Origin of the sequence: Alishewanella aestuarii B11 (assembly GCF_000280055.1) — a bacterium.
Classification (GTDB): domain Bacteria; phylum Pseudomonadota; class Gammaproteobacteria; order Enterobacterales; family Alteromonadaceae; genus Alishewanella; species Alishewanella aestuarii.
This window is the reverse complement of record NZ_ALAB01000002.1, coordinates 234,945-251,230: the sequence shown is the minus strand read 5'-3', so window position 1 is coordinate 251,230 and position 16,286 is coordinate 234,945. Positions and strand designations below refer to the sequence as shown.

14 protein-coding genes and 1 other RNA gene are annotated in these 16,286 nt (G+C 53.0%); 8 read left to right on the top strand and 7 right to left on the bottom strand.

Features of this window, described 5'->3' with window-relative positions; translation table 11 throughout:
- Positions 1 to 240 precede the first annotated feature (240 nt).
- Positions 241 to 1,101 (top strand): MurR/RpiR family transcriptional regulator, encoded by an 861-nt coding sequence (locus tag AEST_RS02045; RefSeq protein WP_338009701.1) that lies wholly within the window; start codon positions 241 to 243, stop codon positions 1,099 to 1,101.
- Here AEST_RS02045 and AEST_RS02040 read toward each other — a convergent pair.
- Entirely contained in the window at positions 1,098 to 2,192 is a 1,095-nt protein-coding gene (locus AEST_RS02040; protein ID WP_008606711.1) for a dipeptide epimerase, read from the bottom strand. The two genes, AEST_RS02045 and AEST_RS02040, sit on opposite strands and share 4 nt — an antisense overlap.
- Before the next feature lie 11 nt (positions 2,193 to 2,203).
- Entirely contained in the window at positions 2,204 to 3,601 is a 1,398-nt protein-coding gene (locus AEST_RS02035; protein ID WP_008606709.1) for an SH3 domain-containing protein, read from the bottom strand.
- Positions 3,602 to 3,787: 186 nt separating this feature from the next.
- On the opposite strand from AEST_RS02035, the gene AEST_RS02030 reads away from it, so the two are divergent.
- A complete protein-coding gene (locus tag AEST_RS02030) occupies positions 3,788 to 6,631 on the top strand; it encodes a TonB-dependent receptor (RefSeq protein WP_008606708.1) in 2,844 nt (947 codons plus the stop codon).
- A 50-nt stretch (positions 6,632 to 6,681) separates the two neighbouring features.
- On the opposite strand, the gene rnpB is transcribed toward AEST_RS02030, so the two are convergent.
- Both rnpB and rsmI read right to left on the bottom strand, forming a co-directional pair.
- Positions 6,682 to 7,056: RNase P RNA component class A (gene rnpB, locus AEST_RS16785), an RNA gene on the bottom strand.
- A gap of 39 nt (positions 7,057 to 7,095) precedes the next feature.
- Positions 7,096 to 7,944 (bottom strand): 16S rRNA (cytidine(1402)-2'-O)-methyltransferase, encoded by an 849-nt coding sequence (gene rsmI / locus AEST_RS02025; protein WP_008606707.1) that lies wholly within the window; start codon positions 7,942 to 7,944, stop codon positions 7,096 to 7,098.
- 75 nt (positions 7,945 to 8,019) lie between these two features.
- Here rsmI and AEST_RS02020 point away from each other — a divergent pair, with 75 nt between their 5' ends.
- From AEST_RS02020 to dolP, 4 genes are read left to right on the top strand one after another with little or no spacing between them, the layout of a single operon-like run.
- The gene (locus AEST_RS02020; protein ID WP_008606706.1) at positions 8,020 to 9,894 is read left to right on the top strand and encodes a penicillin-binding protein activator; all 1,875 of its coding nucleotides are present in this window, start codon (positions 8,020 to 8,022) and stop codon (positions 9,892 to 9,894) included.
- 5 nt (positions 9,895 to 9,899) lie between these two features.
- Positions 9,900 to 10,247 (top strand): YraN family protein, encoded by a 348-nt coding sequence (locus AEST_RS02015; RefSeq protein WP_008606705.1) that lies wholly within the window; start codon positions 9,900 to 9,902, stop codon positions 10,245 to 10,247.
- Positions 10,248 to 10,258: 11 nt separating this feature from the next.
- Positions 10,259 to 10,846: an SIS domain-containing protein gene (locus AEST_RS02010; RefSeq protein ID WP_008606700.1), complete on the top strand. Its 588-nt coding sequence runs from the start codon at positions 10,259 to 10,261 to the stop codon at positions 10,844 to 10,846.
- Positions 10,846 to 11,409, top strand: a complete 564-nt coding sequence (dolP, locus tag AEST_RS02005) for a division/outer membrane stress-associated lipid-binding lipoprotein (RefSeq protein WP_008606699.1) — start codon at positions 10,846 to 10,848, stop codon at positions 11,407 to 11,409. Before AEST_RS02010 ends, dolP begins: the two co-directional genes overlap by 1 nt.
- A 110-nt stretch (positions 11,410 to 11,519) precedes the next feature.
- Here the strand turns inward: dolP and AEST_RS02000 are convergent, their stop codons facing one another.
- Together AEST_RS02000 and AEST_RS01995 are read right to left on the bottom strand one after the other, a co-directional pair.
- Complete coding sequence (locus AEST_RS02000; protein WP_008606698.1) at positions 11,520 to 12,197, bottom strand: DUF599 domain-containing protein; 678 nt, start codon at positions 12,195 to 12,197, stop codon at positions 11,520 to 11,522.
- Between the two features lie 43 nt (positions 12,198 to 12,240).
- Positions 12,241 to 12,693, bottom strand: coding sequence for a thioesterase family protein (locus tag AEST_RS01995; RefSeq protein WP_008606697.1), 453 nt, complete (start codon positions 12,691 to 12,693; stop codon positions 12,241 to 12,243).
- 126 nt (positions 12,694 to 12,819) lie between these two features.
- Here AEST_RS01995 and recQ point away from each other — a divergent pair, with 126 nt between their 5' ends.
- Positions 12,820 to 14,637 carry a DNA helicase RecQ gene (recQ, locus tag AEST_RS01990; protein ID WP_008606696.1) on the top strand — a complete coding sequence of 606 codons (1,818 nt, stop codon included), beginning with the start codon at positions 12,820 to 12,822 and terminating at the stop codon, positions 14,635 to 14,637.
- Here the strand turns inward: recQ and AEST_RS01985 are convergent.
- Positions 14,595 to 14,912, bottom strand: coding sequence for a c-type cytochrome (locus tag AEST_RS01985; RefSeq protein WP_008606695.1), 318 nt, complete (start codon positions 14,910 to 14,912; stop codon positions 14,595 to 14,597). The two genes, recQ and AEST_RS01985, sit on opposite strands and share 43 nt — an antisense overlap.
- A gap of 92 nt (positions 14,913 to 15,004) precedes the next feature.
- Between AEST_RS01985 and AEST_RS01980 the strand changes: the two genes are divergently transcribed.
- A complete protein-coding gene (locus tag AEST_RS01980; protein ID WP_008606694.1) occupies positions 15,005 to 16,186 on the top strand; it encodes a 7TMR-DISMED2 domain-containing protein in 1,182 nt (393 codons plus the stop codon).
- Positions 16,187 to 16,286 lie beyond the last annotated feature (100 nt).

The following is a 16,286-nucleotide window of genomic DNA, read 5'->3' as shown; positions in this document are numbered from 1 at the left end:
TCCAAAATGATCCACAATTACCCACTTATCCCCACAATGAGACAGTTTAGGGTGCCACTTCGGCACCTGTCAAGGTAAAAACAGCATCACAGATCGAATAAGATCCCGCTAATTTCGCGGCTTGGAGGAAGTAAATGATTTAGTGGGAAATTAAATCGCTGCGGCAACGGAATAGTGAAACTTGCTATTGCGGAATAAATTATTCAATATAAAACCTCTGTCCAGACTGGCCAGCACATTATGAGGCGCCATCCGATGCTTAGTCTGTTGAAAATAAAAGGAATGTTAGACCAACTTTCTGCCAGCGAGCGTAAGTTGGCAGACTTTATTCTGGATAACTCCAACCTGTTACGCGACTATTCGTCACAGCAACTGGCGGATGCGGTTGGGATCAGCCAGTCCAGCGTGGTGAAATTTTGCCAGAAACTGGGTTATAAAGGCTACCCCGATCTAAAGCTGGCGATCACGGAAGCGGTGGTCACTGCCACCACCCTGCAACGGGAAGCACCGGAAAATAATGCTGAACTTAGTGGCCTGGCGCAGTTAGCAGAGCAACTGCAGCAGAGTTTATGGCAAGGCCTGCGCGGCTTGCTGACCATCAACCCGGAAAGCCGGCTGCAGCAAGCGGCCAAGTTGCTACAACAAGCACGGCAAATTCTGTTGGCTGGCAGTGCGCATTCCGCGGTAGTCGCGGCTGATATGCAAAGCCGCTTACTGGAGCTGGGTAAACTGGCGCTGTTTCACAGTGATCCGGCGGTCAGTTTACAATTGGCCCGCACCCTGCCCGAGGGCAGTATCGTACTGCTGATTTCTGATAGTGGTGAGAATGCGGATTTACTGCGGCTGGAGAAATATGCCAAACGCCGGCAATTGCAGATCATCTCCCTGACCCGTTTTCAAACCAGTGCGCAAAGTGCGGTGGCTGACGTGACCTTATTTACATTGGATACCGAAACCGATGAACATTTGGCGCGGCTGGTCACCCAGCAAGCACAGCAGCATCTGTGTCATTTACTCTATTTGTTACTTTGCCAAAGCCCCAGTTACCGCCAGCATATTACTGAGCATAATAAGCTGCTGGCGTTGCTGGAAAAGAGTTAGTTTAACCACTCCAGGCCATCAATCGCAGTGACGCCCAGACCCGGCGCCTCACCTATGGTGATATCCGGGCCGTTAAAGTTCACACTGCAATGCACCGGATTAAAGGCACAGAGCGAGGGCCCATCCAGGTCGACCTTGGTAATCACATCCGCTTTCGCCACCGCAACATGCACCGCCGCTGCGACACTGATACTGCTCTCCAGCATACAACCGATCATGCACTGCATATCGTAGAAGGAGCAAATATCGGCGATCTTAATGGCGTTGGAAATACCACCGGTTTTCATCAGCTTTATATTGATGATATCGGCGGCCCGCATCTTGATAAGCTCAATCACCTCGCGCGGGCCAAAGCTGCTTTCATCGGCCATCACCGGCGTATGAACCCGCTCGGTAATATATTTTAGCCCTTCCAGATCGTAGTATTTCACCGGTTGCTCCACCAGCTCTAACCGCACCCCGGCATCTTCCAGCTTATGCAGCGCATAAACGGCTTCTTTGGCAGTCCAGCCCTGATTGGCATCCAGCCGGATCAAAGCTTTGCCAGCCACTGCATTATAAATAGCTTTTACCCGCTCTATATCGACGCCGATATCCTTACCCACCTTAACTTTCAGGGTTTCAAAGCCATTGGCGACCGCATCCAGTGAATCTGCGACCATCTTATCGATATAATCGACACTGATGGTAATGTCGGTGGTCAGCCGCGGCACGCCACCGCCGAGCACCTTATACAGTGGCGCCTGATAGGATTGCGCGAACAAATCATACACCGCCATCTCAACAGCCGCCTTGGCGCTGTAATTTTTCATAATACAGCCTTGGATCAGCCGGATAATATGATTTAAATCACTAATCTCCTGCCCCAACAGCTTGGGTTTGATTACGGTACGGATCGCTTCGATGATGGAGCCATGAATATCACCGGTGATCACCGCCGTTGCCGGTGCCTCTCCATAGCCCAGATGGCCGGTATCGGTTTCTACCACCACCACCACATCTTCAATCTGATTCACTGTCCGCAATGCCGTTTTGAATGGCGTCTTTAGCGGCACCCGTAGCATGCCCAGCCGGATATCGGTAATTTTCATGCGCACCTCGGTTAACGCAGCGATTTAATATTATACAGCCGGTGCAGATAACTCTGCTCTGCTGTCAGATAAAGCGGAGTCAGGGGTGTTACAGCCACTCCGTTCAAGGTACCGCGATAAAAACGACCATCCTGTTGGTAATAGGCCAGATCAAATACCGAATGCAGCACAAAGGGCTCACCGCCACTTTCGCCCAGATAGATCATCACATGGCCGGGGCGATACAGCAAATCACCGACCTGTGCTGACTTTAGCAACGCCAATTTGTCCGCCACCGGTAAATCTTCGGCAAAACGCCGGTTTTGCCCAAAGTCTCCATAACCTTGCTCACCGGAATTACGCGGCATCAGCAGACCAAAGGTACGGAACACATCGACCAGCAAGCCGGTACAATCAACACTGTTATAGTCATAGCCCCAGCCATATCGCTGCCCGAGGTATTTAAACGCCTGGCGCAGCAGCTGCTCTGTGGTGTATGGCAGGTAGCCCACCGACACGTCCTGGTTGCGCGCAATCAAGGCTGGCACCAGCTCTAGGTTGCCATCCGCGCCCCGTATGGGTAGCTGTACAATATAGCTGGCATGCGGATTCTGGCCATAAATACTGTGCCCCTGACTGGCGGCAGTTAGTAGCGGTAGCCGCACCCCCATATCCAGTTGCAGCTCAGAAATAGCGGCCAGCTCTGGGTTGAAATTAGTGTGCGCTCTGGCGCCGGTGATTACCAGAAAGGGTTCAGCTGCAGCATAGGCTAATACCTGTTGCCTTTCGCCGATCGCGAGCGCTGAGGTTTCTACCCAGCCGGTGTAATGATAGTTCTGAACCAGTGACCATTGCTGGTCCGCGGTTTGGTGTAACACCGCCAGCGGCTCACCGACGAAGACGGCAGTTTCCTGCAGGCGGTTTAAATCCAGCGCCATGGCGTCATTAAAGATCCGCAGTTTCGTCGGAAAGGCTAACAGCAAGCTGCGTCGGGTGACCAGGGCAAACCGCGTCGGATTAATCTCAGCAATGCCATCGCGATTCAGAGCAGCTTGCAGTGGCAACCAATCTGCTTCAACCAGCGCCCGGCCATCGGCAAAAAAGCGCGCACTGCCCGGAATACTGCTAACCTTATTCAACCGCTCTAACAACTGCTCGCGGGAATGACTAAGCGGGATTTCGGCGATGGGTTGCATTTCTGGCTGCACGGCAAAGGTGCGCTGATTAAAAGCCTGGATTTGTTGCGCGTCGAGCAGTAGTTGCTGAGCTTCTGGCAGTTTCGTCAGCCAGTAGTCTGCGCTTAGATGCTGTTGCTGTAGTAGCGGAATGTCAGACTGCCAGTCCGGGGTTTGGGCACGGCCACTACCCGGCAACAATAATGGCAGCATCATCAGCCAAAAACAGGTGCTTACAGCCAGTATTCTGTTCAACCCAGACTCCGTCGGAATGAAATATTCCTGAATTTGTTATTTTTTAGCATAAATTATTTTCAAAACCAACAAAAGATTGCTATGTTAATTTTGTGCAGAAAATCTACATCCCTGCACAGCGCCGCACGGCTAAGCAGCGTAACGATGAAATAATTATAAAGGGTGTAATATCCAGGAGAGATTGCAATGAAGTTGAACAGGCTCATTCAGTCCATTGCCCTTGCCGGCTTGGGCTCATCAGTCGTCATGGCGCAGGACACAGCAGTTCCGGACGCCGAGGATGCAAAAGTAGAACGGATCCGGGTTACCGGTTCCAGCATTAAAAGAACCAATATCGAAGGTTCGCTGCCGCTGACCGTATTTAGCAAAGCGGAAATCGATGCTCAGGGTATTACCTCCGCAGAACAGCTATTAATGCAGCTGAATATCGCCGGTAACGCGTCAGATAACCTGGCCAGTAATGGCGGTATCGTCTCAGAAGAGCAGCGCGGTAATAATGGTGTATCCGGTGCCAACCTGCGTGGTCAGGGCGCAGATGCGACACTGGTGCTGTTAAACGGCCGCCGGGTGGCAACGCACGGGTTAAAAGGTCGGGCAGTAGATTTGAATTCAATCCCTTTTGCAGCGCTGGAACGGGTTGAAGTACTGCGTGATGGTGCTTCTGCCATGTACGGTACCGATGCCATCGGTGGTGTTATCAACTTTATCACCAAGAAAGATTATACCGGCGCTGAAGTTTCGGCCTTTGCCGATACGACTGAAGCCGGTGGCGGTAATATCTATCGTACTAACCTGTTACTCGGTGCCGGTGATATTAATAAAGATGGCTGGAACGTGTTTGGTACTCTGAGCTACAAGAAAAATGAGACGCTGGAGGGTACCGATCGTGCTTTCTCCAATACTTTCCAGCCGGAGCGTGGTTTATCACCCGATACCCGCGGTACCCCTTTTGCAACAGTATTTAACCGGCCGGCGGCAGAACGCAACCTGATCGGTACCGGTTTACGCGATCCACGTGATGGCCTGAATATGATTGCCATTAACATTCTGGATTTACCAGGCGGTTTAGGTTGTGAAAATGGCGGTCCGAATATGGGCCCTTATGATGAGCGGCTCTGGAGTTCGATTTCGTCACGTTATGCCTGTGCCTGGGATTATCCTGCCGCCGCGCGGATCCAGCAGCCAATGGATAGTCTGGATTTTATCAGCCGGGCTTCTTTCAAGCTTAGTGATGAGCATATGGCGTACTTTGAGTTTGTTGGCTCAAAAGTTGATGTCAGCAAGGCGTTTGAACCCAACCAAATCTCTCCGGGTGCCGTTTTTAACCGGAGCACCTGGTATCCGGTAACAGGGGCATCGTATAACTTAATTTATACCGCACTGGCAAACTACTTTGGCACCAGCCAACTAAACTATGGCGAACCTATTGCCTACCGTTGGCGCTGTATGGCATGCGGACCACGGCAGATTGATACCGAAACCAAATCTTACCGCATTAATGCTGCATTCGAAGGCATTATTAGTGCTTTTGACTGGGACTATGCCGTCGGCTTATCCCGCGCCTCCAGTACCTCCAACTCGGTGCTGGCCAGCGGCTATCATTACACTGATGCTTTACAGCAGGTACTGGGTAGCGGTTTAATCAACCCTTTCCTGTTGCCGGGACAACGCCAGTCTGATGCCGGTATGGCAGCCTTACAAGCCGCGTCTGCTGACGGTGTACGCTTGTATGACGGTGAGTCACTGATGACACAGCTGGATGCGACCTTTACTGGCGGTTTAGGTTTCGAACTACCAGGTGGTGAAATTCAGGCTGCGATCGGTACCGACTTACGCCGCGAGGAGTTTAAGTTTAACGGTGACCAACGCTCACAGATGCGGCCGATCTTTAACGCGCCTTTCGATAACGCCAACGTGCTGGATAAAGTCAGCCGCGATATTAAGGCCGTGTTTGTCGAGTTCTATGTGCCACTGCTGGACAGTCTGGATATCAGCCTGGCCGGTCGTTACGACAAGTATGATGGCTTTGGTAGCACCACTAACCCGAAAATCAGCTTTAACTATCGCCCGATAGAAGAAGTGATGATCCGCGGTGCCTTTAGTACCGGCTTTAAAGTGCCTTCCTTTAACCAGTTATTTAACGGTAATACCGAGTCGCAGTATACCGGCTTAGATCTGGCTGACCCGGCAACTTGTCCGGGCGCAGTCGCCAGTGAGACCATTCCGGGTTGTGCCTCGATCCGGCCGGTGGAGATTTTTGGTGGTAAGCCAGACCTGAAACCGGAAGAATCAGAGCAGAAGAGTTTCGGTGTGGTGGTTGCGCCCTTTGATAACTTTAACTTTAGCGTGGACTGGTGGGAAATTGAACGTACCGATACCATTCGCTCTGCACCACGGGATGTGCTGATCAACAACTACGAGGTATTCCAGTCAAACTGGATCCGGGATAGTAATGGCCAGATCGTCGCCATCGACCGCCGTTTTATTAACTCAGGCGGCACCCTGACCCGTGGTATTGAAATTGATGCTAACCTGACCGGTGATTTCGCTAATGGCAAATGGCGCCTGAACCTGAACGGAAGTTATATTGATACCTTTAAAACTAAAGGGCTGGAAATTCTGCCCTATAGCGATAACCTGGTTGGCGAGTATGTACGTTACTTTAACTTACCGATTAAGTGGAAACATACGCTGAATCTGAGCTATGTGAAGGGTGACTGGACCCATAACCTGACCCAGATCTACCGCGATGGCTACAAAGATGAGTTACCGGTTAGTGTGCGTAATGGTAGCTATATTCCAAGTGGCTGGAATCCAAATGTCAGTAGTTATACCACCTATAACTACAGCATGACCTACAGTGGTTTTGATAACCTGAGCTTTACCTTCGGCATCAAAAACCTGTTTGATCAGGACCCACCGTTTACCGCGCATCAGAACGACTTTGCTGCCGGTGCCGCCTGGGAACCACGGATTGCCGACCCACGGGGTCGTGCCTATACCTTGTTGCTGGAATACAAATTTATGTAATGCAGCTTAAATGCTAAAAGCCCGCGCAACTTGCGCGGGCTTTTTTTGAGATGTGGAGTCAGCCGGTAAGCCGGGTTCTGTGCTCTGTTGCCAGAGTGGCAATCATTCCTCTAGGACTTAGGTCACCCTAAGCCTCCAGCAATCTACCCGCCCCCAACGCGGGCCGCGCCATAGGGGGCCTATTTGATCTTGCTCCGGGTGGAGTTTACCGTGCCACGAACTGTTACCAGTCGCGCGGTGCGCTCTTACCGCACCCTTTCACCCTTACCTGATCCCAACTGTAAACAGCTGGGCCATCGGCGGTTTGCTCTCTGTTGCACTGGTCGTAGGCTCGCGCCTCCCAGGCGTTACCTGGCACCCTGCCCTGTGGAGCCCGGACTTTCCTCCCCTTGCTTGCGCAAGCAGCGATTGCCCTGGCCGACTCCGTGGTGGATTATACGCGAGAATCGCGTTAAGGGCTAACGCTAATCTGTTTGCCAACTCAGCGCCAACTGATAGAGCGCATTTTTCTTTTCGTTATGAATTTGTGCCGCCAGCGCGGCTGCCTGCTTCAGCGGCAACTCAGCGAGCAGGATTTTTAGCGTACGTTGCACTTCCTCACTGACCGCCTCATCGGCTTTCGCTGGTGCCGGTGCAATCATCAGCACCATTTCGCCCTGGCAGCGCTGCGGATCCTCCGTCAGCCAGCTACTGATCTCTGCTGCAGTGCCACAGGCAAAATGCTCAAAGGTTTTTGTTAGTTCTTTTGCCAGCACCAGTTGACGCTCGGCCCCGAACACCGCGACCACATCTTGCAGCGTATCCAGAATGCGTCGCGCTGTGTCATAACAAATAATGGTGCCACCGGCGGCGGGTACCTCGGCTAACTGGTTTTGCCGTTGCGTCGATTTCGGTGCTAAAAAACCGATAAACTGAAACTTATCGGTAGGCAGGCCGGCAGCGCAGAGTGCGGTGATAAGTGCACAAGGCCCGGGGATAGGTACTACCGGCACACCGGCATCCCGACACTGCCGTACCAGACTGTAGCCCGGGTCGCTGATCAGCGGTGTACCGGCATCGGAAATCAGTGCCACCTCTTCACCCGCCAGGCATTTTTCAATAATGCTGGCGGCGCGCTGTTTCTCGTTATGGTCATGCAAGGCGAATAAACGGTTGCTAATTCCCAGATGCTGTAACAGCTTACCACTGTGGCGGGTATCTTCAGCGGCGATACAGCTAACCTGCTGTAAGGTGCAGATTGCGCGTTGGCTGATATCGTCCAGATTGCCGATTGGCGTGGCTACAACATAAAGTGAGCCGATTTGTTTAGTCATAAGTCGCTATTTCATTGAGCTTAACGGGTAGTGTCAGTAAGATACCACTATTAACACCTTATGGTACTGTGCATTGTGAAAACCAGCAAACTGAAGCCTGTATTCCTGTTGTCCTGCGCCACACTTTTAAGCAGCTGCGCGCAAACACCGGCCCCATCTGAACTGGAAGTCAGCGCTGTCGAGCGTCCGCAAGTTGTCGCACCGACTAAGCCTGCCCCCTCGGTAACGCCGAGTGCAGATAGCGCCGAGTCGCTATTACAGCAAGCAGCCAGCGAAAACGGCGAACGGCAGCAACGCCTACTGCTACGTGCCTCACGCCAGGCCCTGGCAGAGCAAAATGCCGAACTGGCACTGGCCATCAGCGATAGCCTGCAGCTGAGCGAAACAACCGCTATCCGCTCGGCGAATCAATTACCATTATTGCAAGCCTATCTGGCACATAGCGAACTGAGTCTGGCTGAACGTTTAGTCCAGAATACCAATCCGGCTCAGCTGCCGCTGGCAGATTGGCCGGCATTTTTGTGGGCCAGCGCCAGCCTGTATCAGCAATTGGGCCGCAGCTATGCTGCTGCCCGTGCCTTACTGCAATTGGATCAACTGCTAGCCGACAGCCGCCAGGCTGAACCCGGTTATCCGGAGTTACAGGCGCAACTCTGGCAGCAGCTCAGTAATCTGGATAATACCGAGCTGAACAACCTGAAAGTAGGCGCCAGTCAACGCAGTCTCGGCTGGCTGAATTTGCTGGAGCTGGTACGCAACTACCTGGGAGCGCCGCAGCAACTGCAATTTGCACTGGCCGATTGGCAGCAGCGCTATCCGCAGCTGCCGTCACTGCGCGAGCTACCGGCGAATTTACAACAGCAACTGGCGTTAGAGCCCTATCAACCGCGCAAGATTGCGGTATTACTGCCTTTTAGCGGCCAGTTCAGTCAGCCGGCCCGGGCCATTCAATATGGCTTGTTAGCCGCTGCGGCTCAGAACCAGACCTCTGAGCGCCAATTACTGTTTTTTGATAGCCAGCAACCGATGGCAGCGCTGCAGCAACAACTTGCCACTGCGGGTGTCGATTTTGTCATAGGGCCACTATTGCGGGATCAGGTTGATGCCATCAGCCAACTACAGGACTGGCGTTACCCGACGCTGTTTTTGAACAGCCGCGACAGCAGCCGGCAGCCTCAGGCTGATCGTTTTTACTTTGCGCTGAATATGGAAGATGAAGCCTCACAGATGGCACAGCTATTCGCCCGTAAAAATTATCAACGGCCAGTTGTGATCAGTGCCCGCAATGCCATTAGCCAGCGTATGCTGCAGCAGTTTAGCCGGCAGTGGCAACAACTTGGCTTTGCGGCACCGGAAAATTACGAATTTACTGCCCGTGACGAGCTGGAAGCGCTGGTCACCCGGCTGTTAGAAACCGACGCCAGCCGCGAGCGTATTCGTCAGATCTCAGGCCTGATCAGCGGCAAGGTCGAAAGCGAACCGCACAGCCGGCGCGATATTGACGCCATTTATCTGATTGCCGATCCGGTACAAACCCGGATGTTTAAACCCTTTCTGGACGTCTCCGTCAGCCAGCATGGCCCACGCTTACCGATTTACGCCAGCTCCCGCAGCTATACCGTTGGCGGTGATGCCAATGATCTGCGTGATTTAAATGGCCTGACCTTTACTGAAACGCCCTGGTTACTGGGTGAGCAACATATTCTGGCGGTACGCGAGCAGTACCTGCAGCTATTTCCGGAGCAGGATGAAAGCCTGCAACGCTTATTTGCGATGGGCTTTGACGCCTACCAGCTGGTGGGCAGCCTGAAACAGCAACAGCAATTACCGTCTTTAAGCTTCCCCGGCTTTACCGGCCGCCTCAGCGTGCTGAGTGACGGCAGCATCAGCCGGCAACTCAGCTGGGCCAGCTACCAAAGCAACCGTCTGGTTGCGGTGCAGGAGCCTTAAACACCTTGAATCAGCAGCAGGGAGCCTACTACGAGCAACTGGCCGCCAGTAACCTGCAACAGCAGGGGTTACAACTGGTGGCACAGAACTTTCAGTGCAAAGCCGGCGAAATTGACCTGGTGATGCGGCAAGGCTCCTGCTGGGTCTTTGTTGAAGTAAAATACCGGGCCAGCCAAGCCTTTGGTGGCGCCCTGGCAGCCGTAACCTATAGCAAACAACAAAAGGTCCGCCGTGCGGTACAGTGGTATTGTCAATTACACCGTTTAAGTGAACAACCTTGCCGGATCGATGTCTTAGCCGTGCAAGGCCCGGCGCCATACCAATACCAGTGGCTGCAAAATGCCTTTAGTTAACAGGAATCAGGATGCAGGAACATATCAGACATCTGTTTAGTGAAAATATCCAAACCATGATTGCCACCAGCGAGGCGCTGGCCGGCCCGATTGAAAGCAGTGCTTTACTGTTGGTGGACGCTCTGATTAATGGCGGCAAGGTAATTTGCTGTGGCGAGGGTGCCTCCCGCAGCCTGGCCAGCCATTTCGCCCAATTATTGTTAGATCAGTTTGAAACCGAACGCCCTTGCCTGCCGGCCTTTGCCTTGCAGGCGGATGCATCCAGCTTGCAACCGGGTAACCAGCAAAACCATGATTATCTGGCGCGTCAGGTGCGCGCCCTGGGGCAAGCGGCGGATGTGTTGGTGGTGATTTCACTCAACGGCGCTGAGCAAAGCCTGATCCGGGCTACCGAAGCAGCCTTAACCAAAGATATGAAAGTGATCGCGCTGACCGTGGATAACAGCAGCGAGTTATCCGGTTTGCTTAATCAGCAGGATGTGGAATTAAAGGTGCCGGCGCATCGCCCGGCGCGGGTAGTGGAGTGTTACACCTTCCTGTTACATTGTGTCTGCGAATTAATTGATATGACGCTGTTTCCACAGCAAGGAGAGTTCTGATGGCTAAATTATTACCGTTACTGGCTGCATTGTTAGTACTACAAGGCTGTGCTGCTGCCGTTGTTGCCGGAGGCGCTACTGCGGTGACCTCAGCCCATGACAGACGCACCCTGGGTTCACAGATTGACGATAATAGCATAGTGATTAAGGCGCGCCGGGCGCTGAGTGACGATCAGCTGACCGCCAAAGGCAGCAATATTAATATCACCAGCTATAACGGCGTGGTATTGCTTACCGGGCAGACCCGCAGCGAACAAATTAAAGAGCAGGCGCAGCGTCTGGTGCAGGATATTCCGAGCGTAAAGGTGGTGCATAACCAAATCCGGCTGGGCAACAATACCTCCATGACCACCCGCACCCGCGATAGCTGGATTGCGACTAAGGTAAAAACACAGTTGCTGGCAGATGAGCGGGTCAGCGGCCTGAATATTCGCGTGGTCACCGAAAACCAGGAAGTGTTTCTGATGGGGTTAGTTGGTGGCGCTGAGGCCGATCGCGCTGTGGATATTGCCCGTAATGTCGAAGGTGTAGTGCGGGTAATTAAAGCCTTTGAAAACCCGTAACATAACTTAACACACCCGGCGGCTCTATCACGCAGCCGGGTACTGTGCTAACGCCCAGCTCGTTTCACGCTCGAAACACCATCAGACGAACAAAATCCAACCTGCCAGGATTAACACTCCTGCAAGGCTTTTAGGATCTTGGAATGAAACTCGCGGTGTTTCAGGATCAGCAGCACCAGCACCGTAACCACCATAAACAAAGCGGCATCAATAAACCAGGTCAGGGCCGCGAGCGAAAAATAAATCGCTCTTAAACCATAGTTAAAAGAGTGTCCGGCCTGATCAATCACCTTAGCAGTGCGGTTGGCATAGAGCTGTTGCTCTTCCGGCGTCAGGGCTTTACCATCCGGCGCGGCACCAATCAGCACGCCGCCAAAACCATACTGCCGTAACGACCAGGTAAACTGGAAAAAAGCAAACACATAAATAAAGGCCAATAACAGGATTTTCAGCTGGATTTGCATTTCCGACTGCACACTCCACGGGATCAGGCCGCTGAGCATGGTACTGAGTCGCTCACTGGAAGTCAGCACTGTCAGTAAACCCGCCAGGATCAGCAAACAGCTGGAGGCAAAAAACGACACATTGCGCTCCAGAGTAGAGATCAAGCCGACATCGGCCATCTTATTATCCCGGCGCAGCATCTGCTGCATCCAGTCATTGCGTTTGCGGCGCATTTCAAATGATAAACAGGTCGCCGTTTTCGCTCTTTTCTTGGCATACAGCGTATAACCAGACCAAACTACACTGAACCAGAGCACCGCTATTATATCCAGCCAACTCAGCATCTTTGCCTCTCTATCACTAACACCTGAGCGCTATTGTAGCACTTTAGCCGACCAGATAGGTGCCGGTACCGAGCGCAATATGCAAGCCTTGCTCGTTATGCAGCTCCATGCGGCATACTGCGACCTTGTTACCGGCCCGGATCACCCGCGCCGTGGCAATAAACTCGTCACCACGACCGGGCCGCAGATAGTCGGTACGAATATCAATGGTACTCATCTTACCAAAGCGCTCTGCCAGCTCAGCCGGCGCCACGCTGCTAACCCGTCCCAGGGCACTGGCAACGGCCATTAAGCCGCCGGCCACATCCAGTACCGAGGCAATCACGCCGCCATGCAGAATTTGCTGTAACGGGTTACCGACCAGCTGCGCTGACCAACGGAAACGCACTTCAGCCCCCTCCTCATCAAAGCGGGTAACCGTTAGGCCCAGTAGTTTGTTAAACGGCATTTCGTTAAAGGCGGCAGCGATATAGTTAAGTAGTTGTTCCGGCGTCATTTTCAGCTCAGTGGTAAGACCTTTTCTGCCAGTGTAGCGGCAAAGGTGGCCGCTGCAAAGCCAATGCCGCTGTAAAACTCAGGCTTTTCTGCATACAATAGGCGTTTTTTCTGAGGTGGATTTCGGGTGTCAGAACAACTGCTGGCAGTATTAAAGCAAAGCTTCGGTTACAGCAGCTGGCGTAGCGGTCAGCAGGAGATTATCTCGGCTGTGCTGCAGGGCCGGGATTGCTTTGTGTTATTGCCCACCGGCGGCGGTAAGTCACTCTGTTATCAGTTGCCTGCTCTGCAATTGCCCGGCGTAACCCTGGTCGTATCGCCGCTGATGTCGCTGATGAAAGATCAGGTCGATAGCCTGCGCGCCAACGGTATTGCCGCAGCCTATGTCAACAGCAGTCTGAGCCGGGAAGCGGTATTGGACGTGCTGAATCAGCTGCGTTATGGCGAACTGAAACTGCTGTATGTCGCACCCGAGCGTTTGCTGCAACCGAGCTTTCTGGAGCGCTTGCAGGAGGTTGGCGTCAGCCTGTTTGCCATTGACGAGGCCCACTGTATCTCGCAGTGGGGCCATGATTTCCGGCCCGACTATATGGCCTTGTCGCAGCTGAAACAACGCTTTCCCGGTGTGCCCTTTATTGCTCTGACCGCTACCGCCGATCCGGCGACTCAGCAGGATATTCTGCAGCAACTGGGGTTAAGCAACCCTTATATTCATCGTGGTAGCTTTGACCGGCCGAATATCCGCTATACGGTACAGGAAAAATTCCGCCCGCTGGAACAACTATTGGCTTACCTGAAGCAACAGGAAAATCAGAGCGGTATTATTTACTGTAGCTCCCGGCGTAAAGTCGATGAACTGACCGCGCAACTGCAGGAACGGGGTTATAAAGTCGCGGCCTACCACGCCGGCCATGACTCAACCGAACGGCAACGGGTGCAGGATGCCTTCAAGCGTGACGATATCAACCTGATTGTCGCCACCGTGGCCTTTGGCATGGGGGTCGATAAGCCGAATATCCGTTTTGTGGTGCATTTTGAATTGCCACGCACCATTGAAGCCTATTATCAGGAAACGGGCCGCGCCGGTCGGGATGGTGTGGCGGCAGAGGCCGTGCTGCTGTTTGATCCGGCAGATATCGGCCGGATGAAGCGCTGGCTGGAAGCTGAAGAAAACCCGGGCCGGGCCGAAGTGGTATGGCAGCGCTTTTTATCGATGGCCGCCTTTGCAGAAGCGCAAACCTGTCGCCGGCTGGTACTGCTGAATTACTTTGGTGAAGCGCGGCAACAGGCCTGCGGCAACTGCGATATCTGCCTGAACCCACCACAACAATTTGATGGCACCGAGCTGGCGCAACAAGCGCTATCCTGCGTGTACCGGGTTGGTCAGAATTTCGGTTTACATCATGTGATTGAGGTACTACGCGGTGGCCAGACGCAGAAAATTCTCGATTTTGGTCATGACAAGGTCTCGACCTGGGGCCTGGGCAAAGCACTGAGTCACGATTATTGGCTGAGTATCTTCCGTCAGCTGATCCATTTTGGCTTATTACAACAGGATATCAGCCATCATTCAGTACTGCGGCTGTTACCGGCAGCGCGGCCGGTACTGCGCGGTGAGCAACAGTTATCTCTGGCAGTACCCAGGCTACAAAGCGTGGCGAAAGCCCCGGCGAAACTGGCCAATCAGAATTATGACCGTCAGCTGTTTGCCCGGCTCAGGGCACTGCGCAAAAGGATCGCTGAGCGCGATGATGTGCCGCCCTTTGTGGTATTCAGCGACGCCACCCTGATTGATATGTGCCAGAAACTGCCGACCGATAATGCTGGTATGCTGGCGGTAAGCGGCGTTGGCTATACCAAGCTCGGCCGCTATGGCGCCGACTTTCTGACCGAAATTAACGACTACTTAGCGGCCGAATTGCCTGCAGGCGGTAAGCTGGCGTAAAAGGCAGCGATATCGGCGATATCCTGCTCTGACAGTCCGCTTGCCATCGGTGACATCACCGCATGGCGGCGCTCACCATCGCGGTAGGCTTTAATCGCCAGCTGCAAGTATTTCACTTTCTGACCAGCCAGATTCGGGTACTCGGCAATCACCGCTATACCATCAGCGCCATGACAGGCCACGCAGACCGCGGCTTTTTGCCGGCCCTGCTCAATATCAGCCGCCAACGCTGGCCAGGCTAAGGCCAACAACAGTAACAGAACATGCTTGTACATTAGGATCCCTCTGTTTATTATCATTATCACCCTATTAATCCGCAAACTGGCCTGCTGCTCAAGCCATCTGCACGTCTATTCCGGAGTTTCTTTTGCTGCTGTGGTTATGCCGTTTCACCTGTCTGCTGCTGGCCCTGGTCTTTAGCCAGCAAAGCTACGCTATTGAGCAGCCTCTGGCAGAGCAACTGTTACAGCGCTCCATAGTGGTACCCCAGGTGCAGTATCAGATTACGGCGGTGGAACTCAGTGCCGAAGAATTAGTGCGGGACCGGGCGCTGTTTCACCAGTTTAATGATTTACCTGCCGGCAAGGCCACGCTCAGAGTCACAGCACAACAAGCACTCTGGTTGCTGGTGCAACTGAACAATCCGTTTCCAGAAACCTGGCAAGCCTGGCTACATTACCCATTTTTACCGGCAGATCGCCTCAGCTTTTACCAATTACAACCAGAAATCCCCAGCGCCCAGCTATTGGGTAAAACCGGTAGTTTGTTGCCATACAGCGAGCGCGCCCTGCCGGTACGGGGTTATGTACAATCCATTTCTCTGGAGGCCAATGGCAGCGCAACCTTATTGTTGAAAATTCAGGATGCCTCCTTGCTAGGCACTGAGCTCAGGCTAGCCAGTTTACCGATCTTACTGGCCGAGGCGCAGCAACAGCTGTTGGAAGATGCCTTACTCAGTGGCGTATTATTGTTGCTGGTTTTAACCACCCTGTATTGCAGTTGGTTACAGCGTAATACAGCGCTGTGTTTTCTGGCCGGCTTCTATCTGAGCTTTGCGCTGGTATTGGGTATTTTAAACGGGCTGGCTTTTAATCAGTTATGGCCGGTTTACCCTGAGCTCAACCCGGTGATTCTCTATATTGCAGTCGGCAGTTGCCTGCTCTGTTTAACCCTGTTTAGCCGCCGTAGTCTGCTGCAATATGCTGGCTCCAGAGCCAGACAACTCAATATGCTGGCTGCTGCGGCAGCCTTGCTACTGATCTTTAGCCCCTTATTTGCCAGCGGCCCGCTGAAGCTGCAGCTGCTGTTCGTCAGTGTCAGCGTAACCCTGAGCATCGTTATTATTCAGGCCATCTATATCAGCCTGACCACTGAGCTGAAGGCCGCTCCCCGCTACGCCCTACAAGCGACGCTCGGCACTTTTTGCCTGCTGTTTGTGCAAACCCGCTACCTGTCGGGGTTTGCCGAGTGGTTAAATCTGGCTATTTTTTTGCTGTTAGTCTCCAGTGCCTTGCTGTTGCAGCCGGCACGGTCACAGCACCTCAACTGACGATTTTTACAACAGCCTATTGCGTAGCAGCCATCCGGCACACTAAAATGCGCCGGCGGCAAGTCGCCGTTTCACGACTACAATTCATTAATAGTTATTT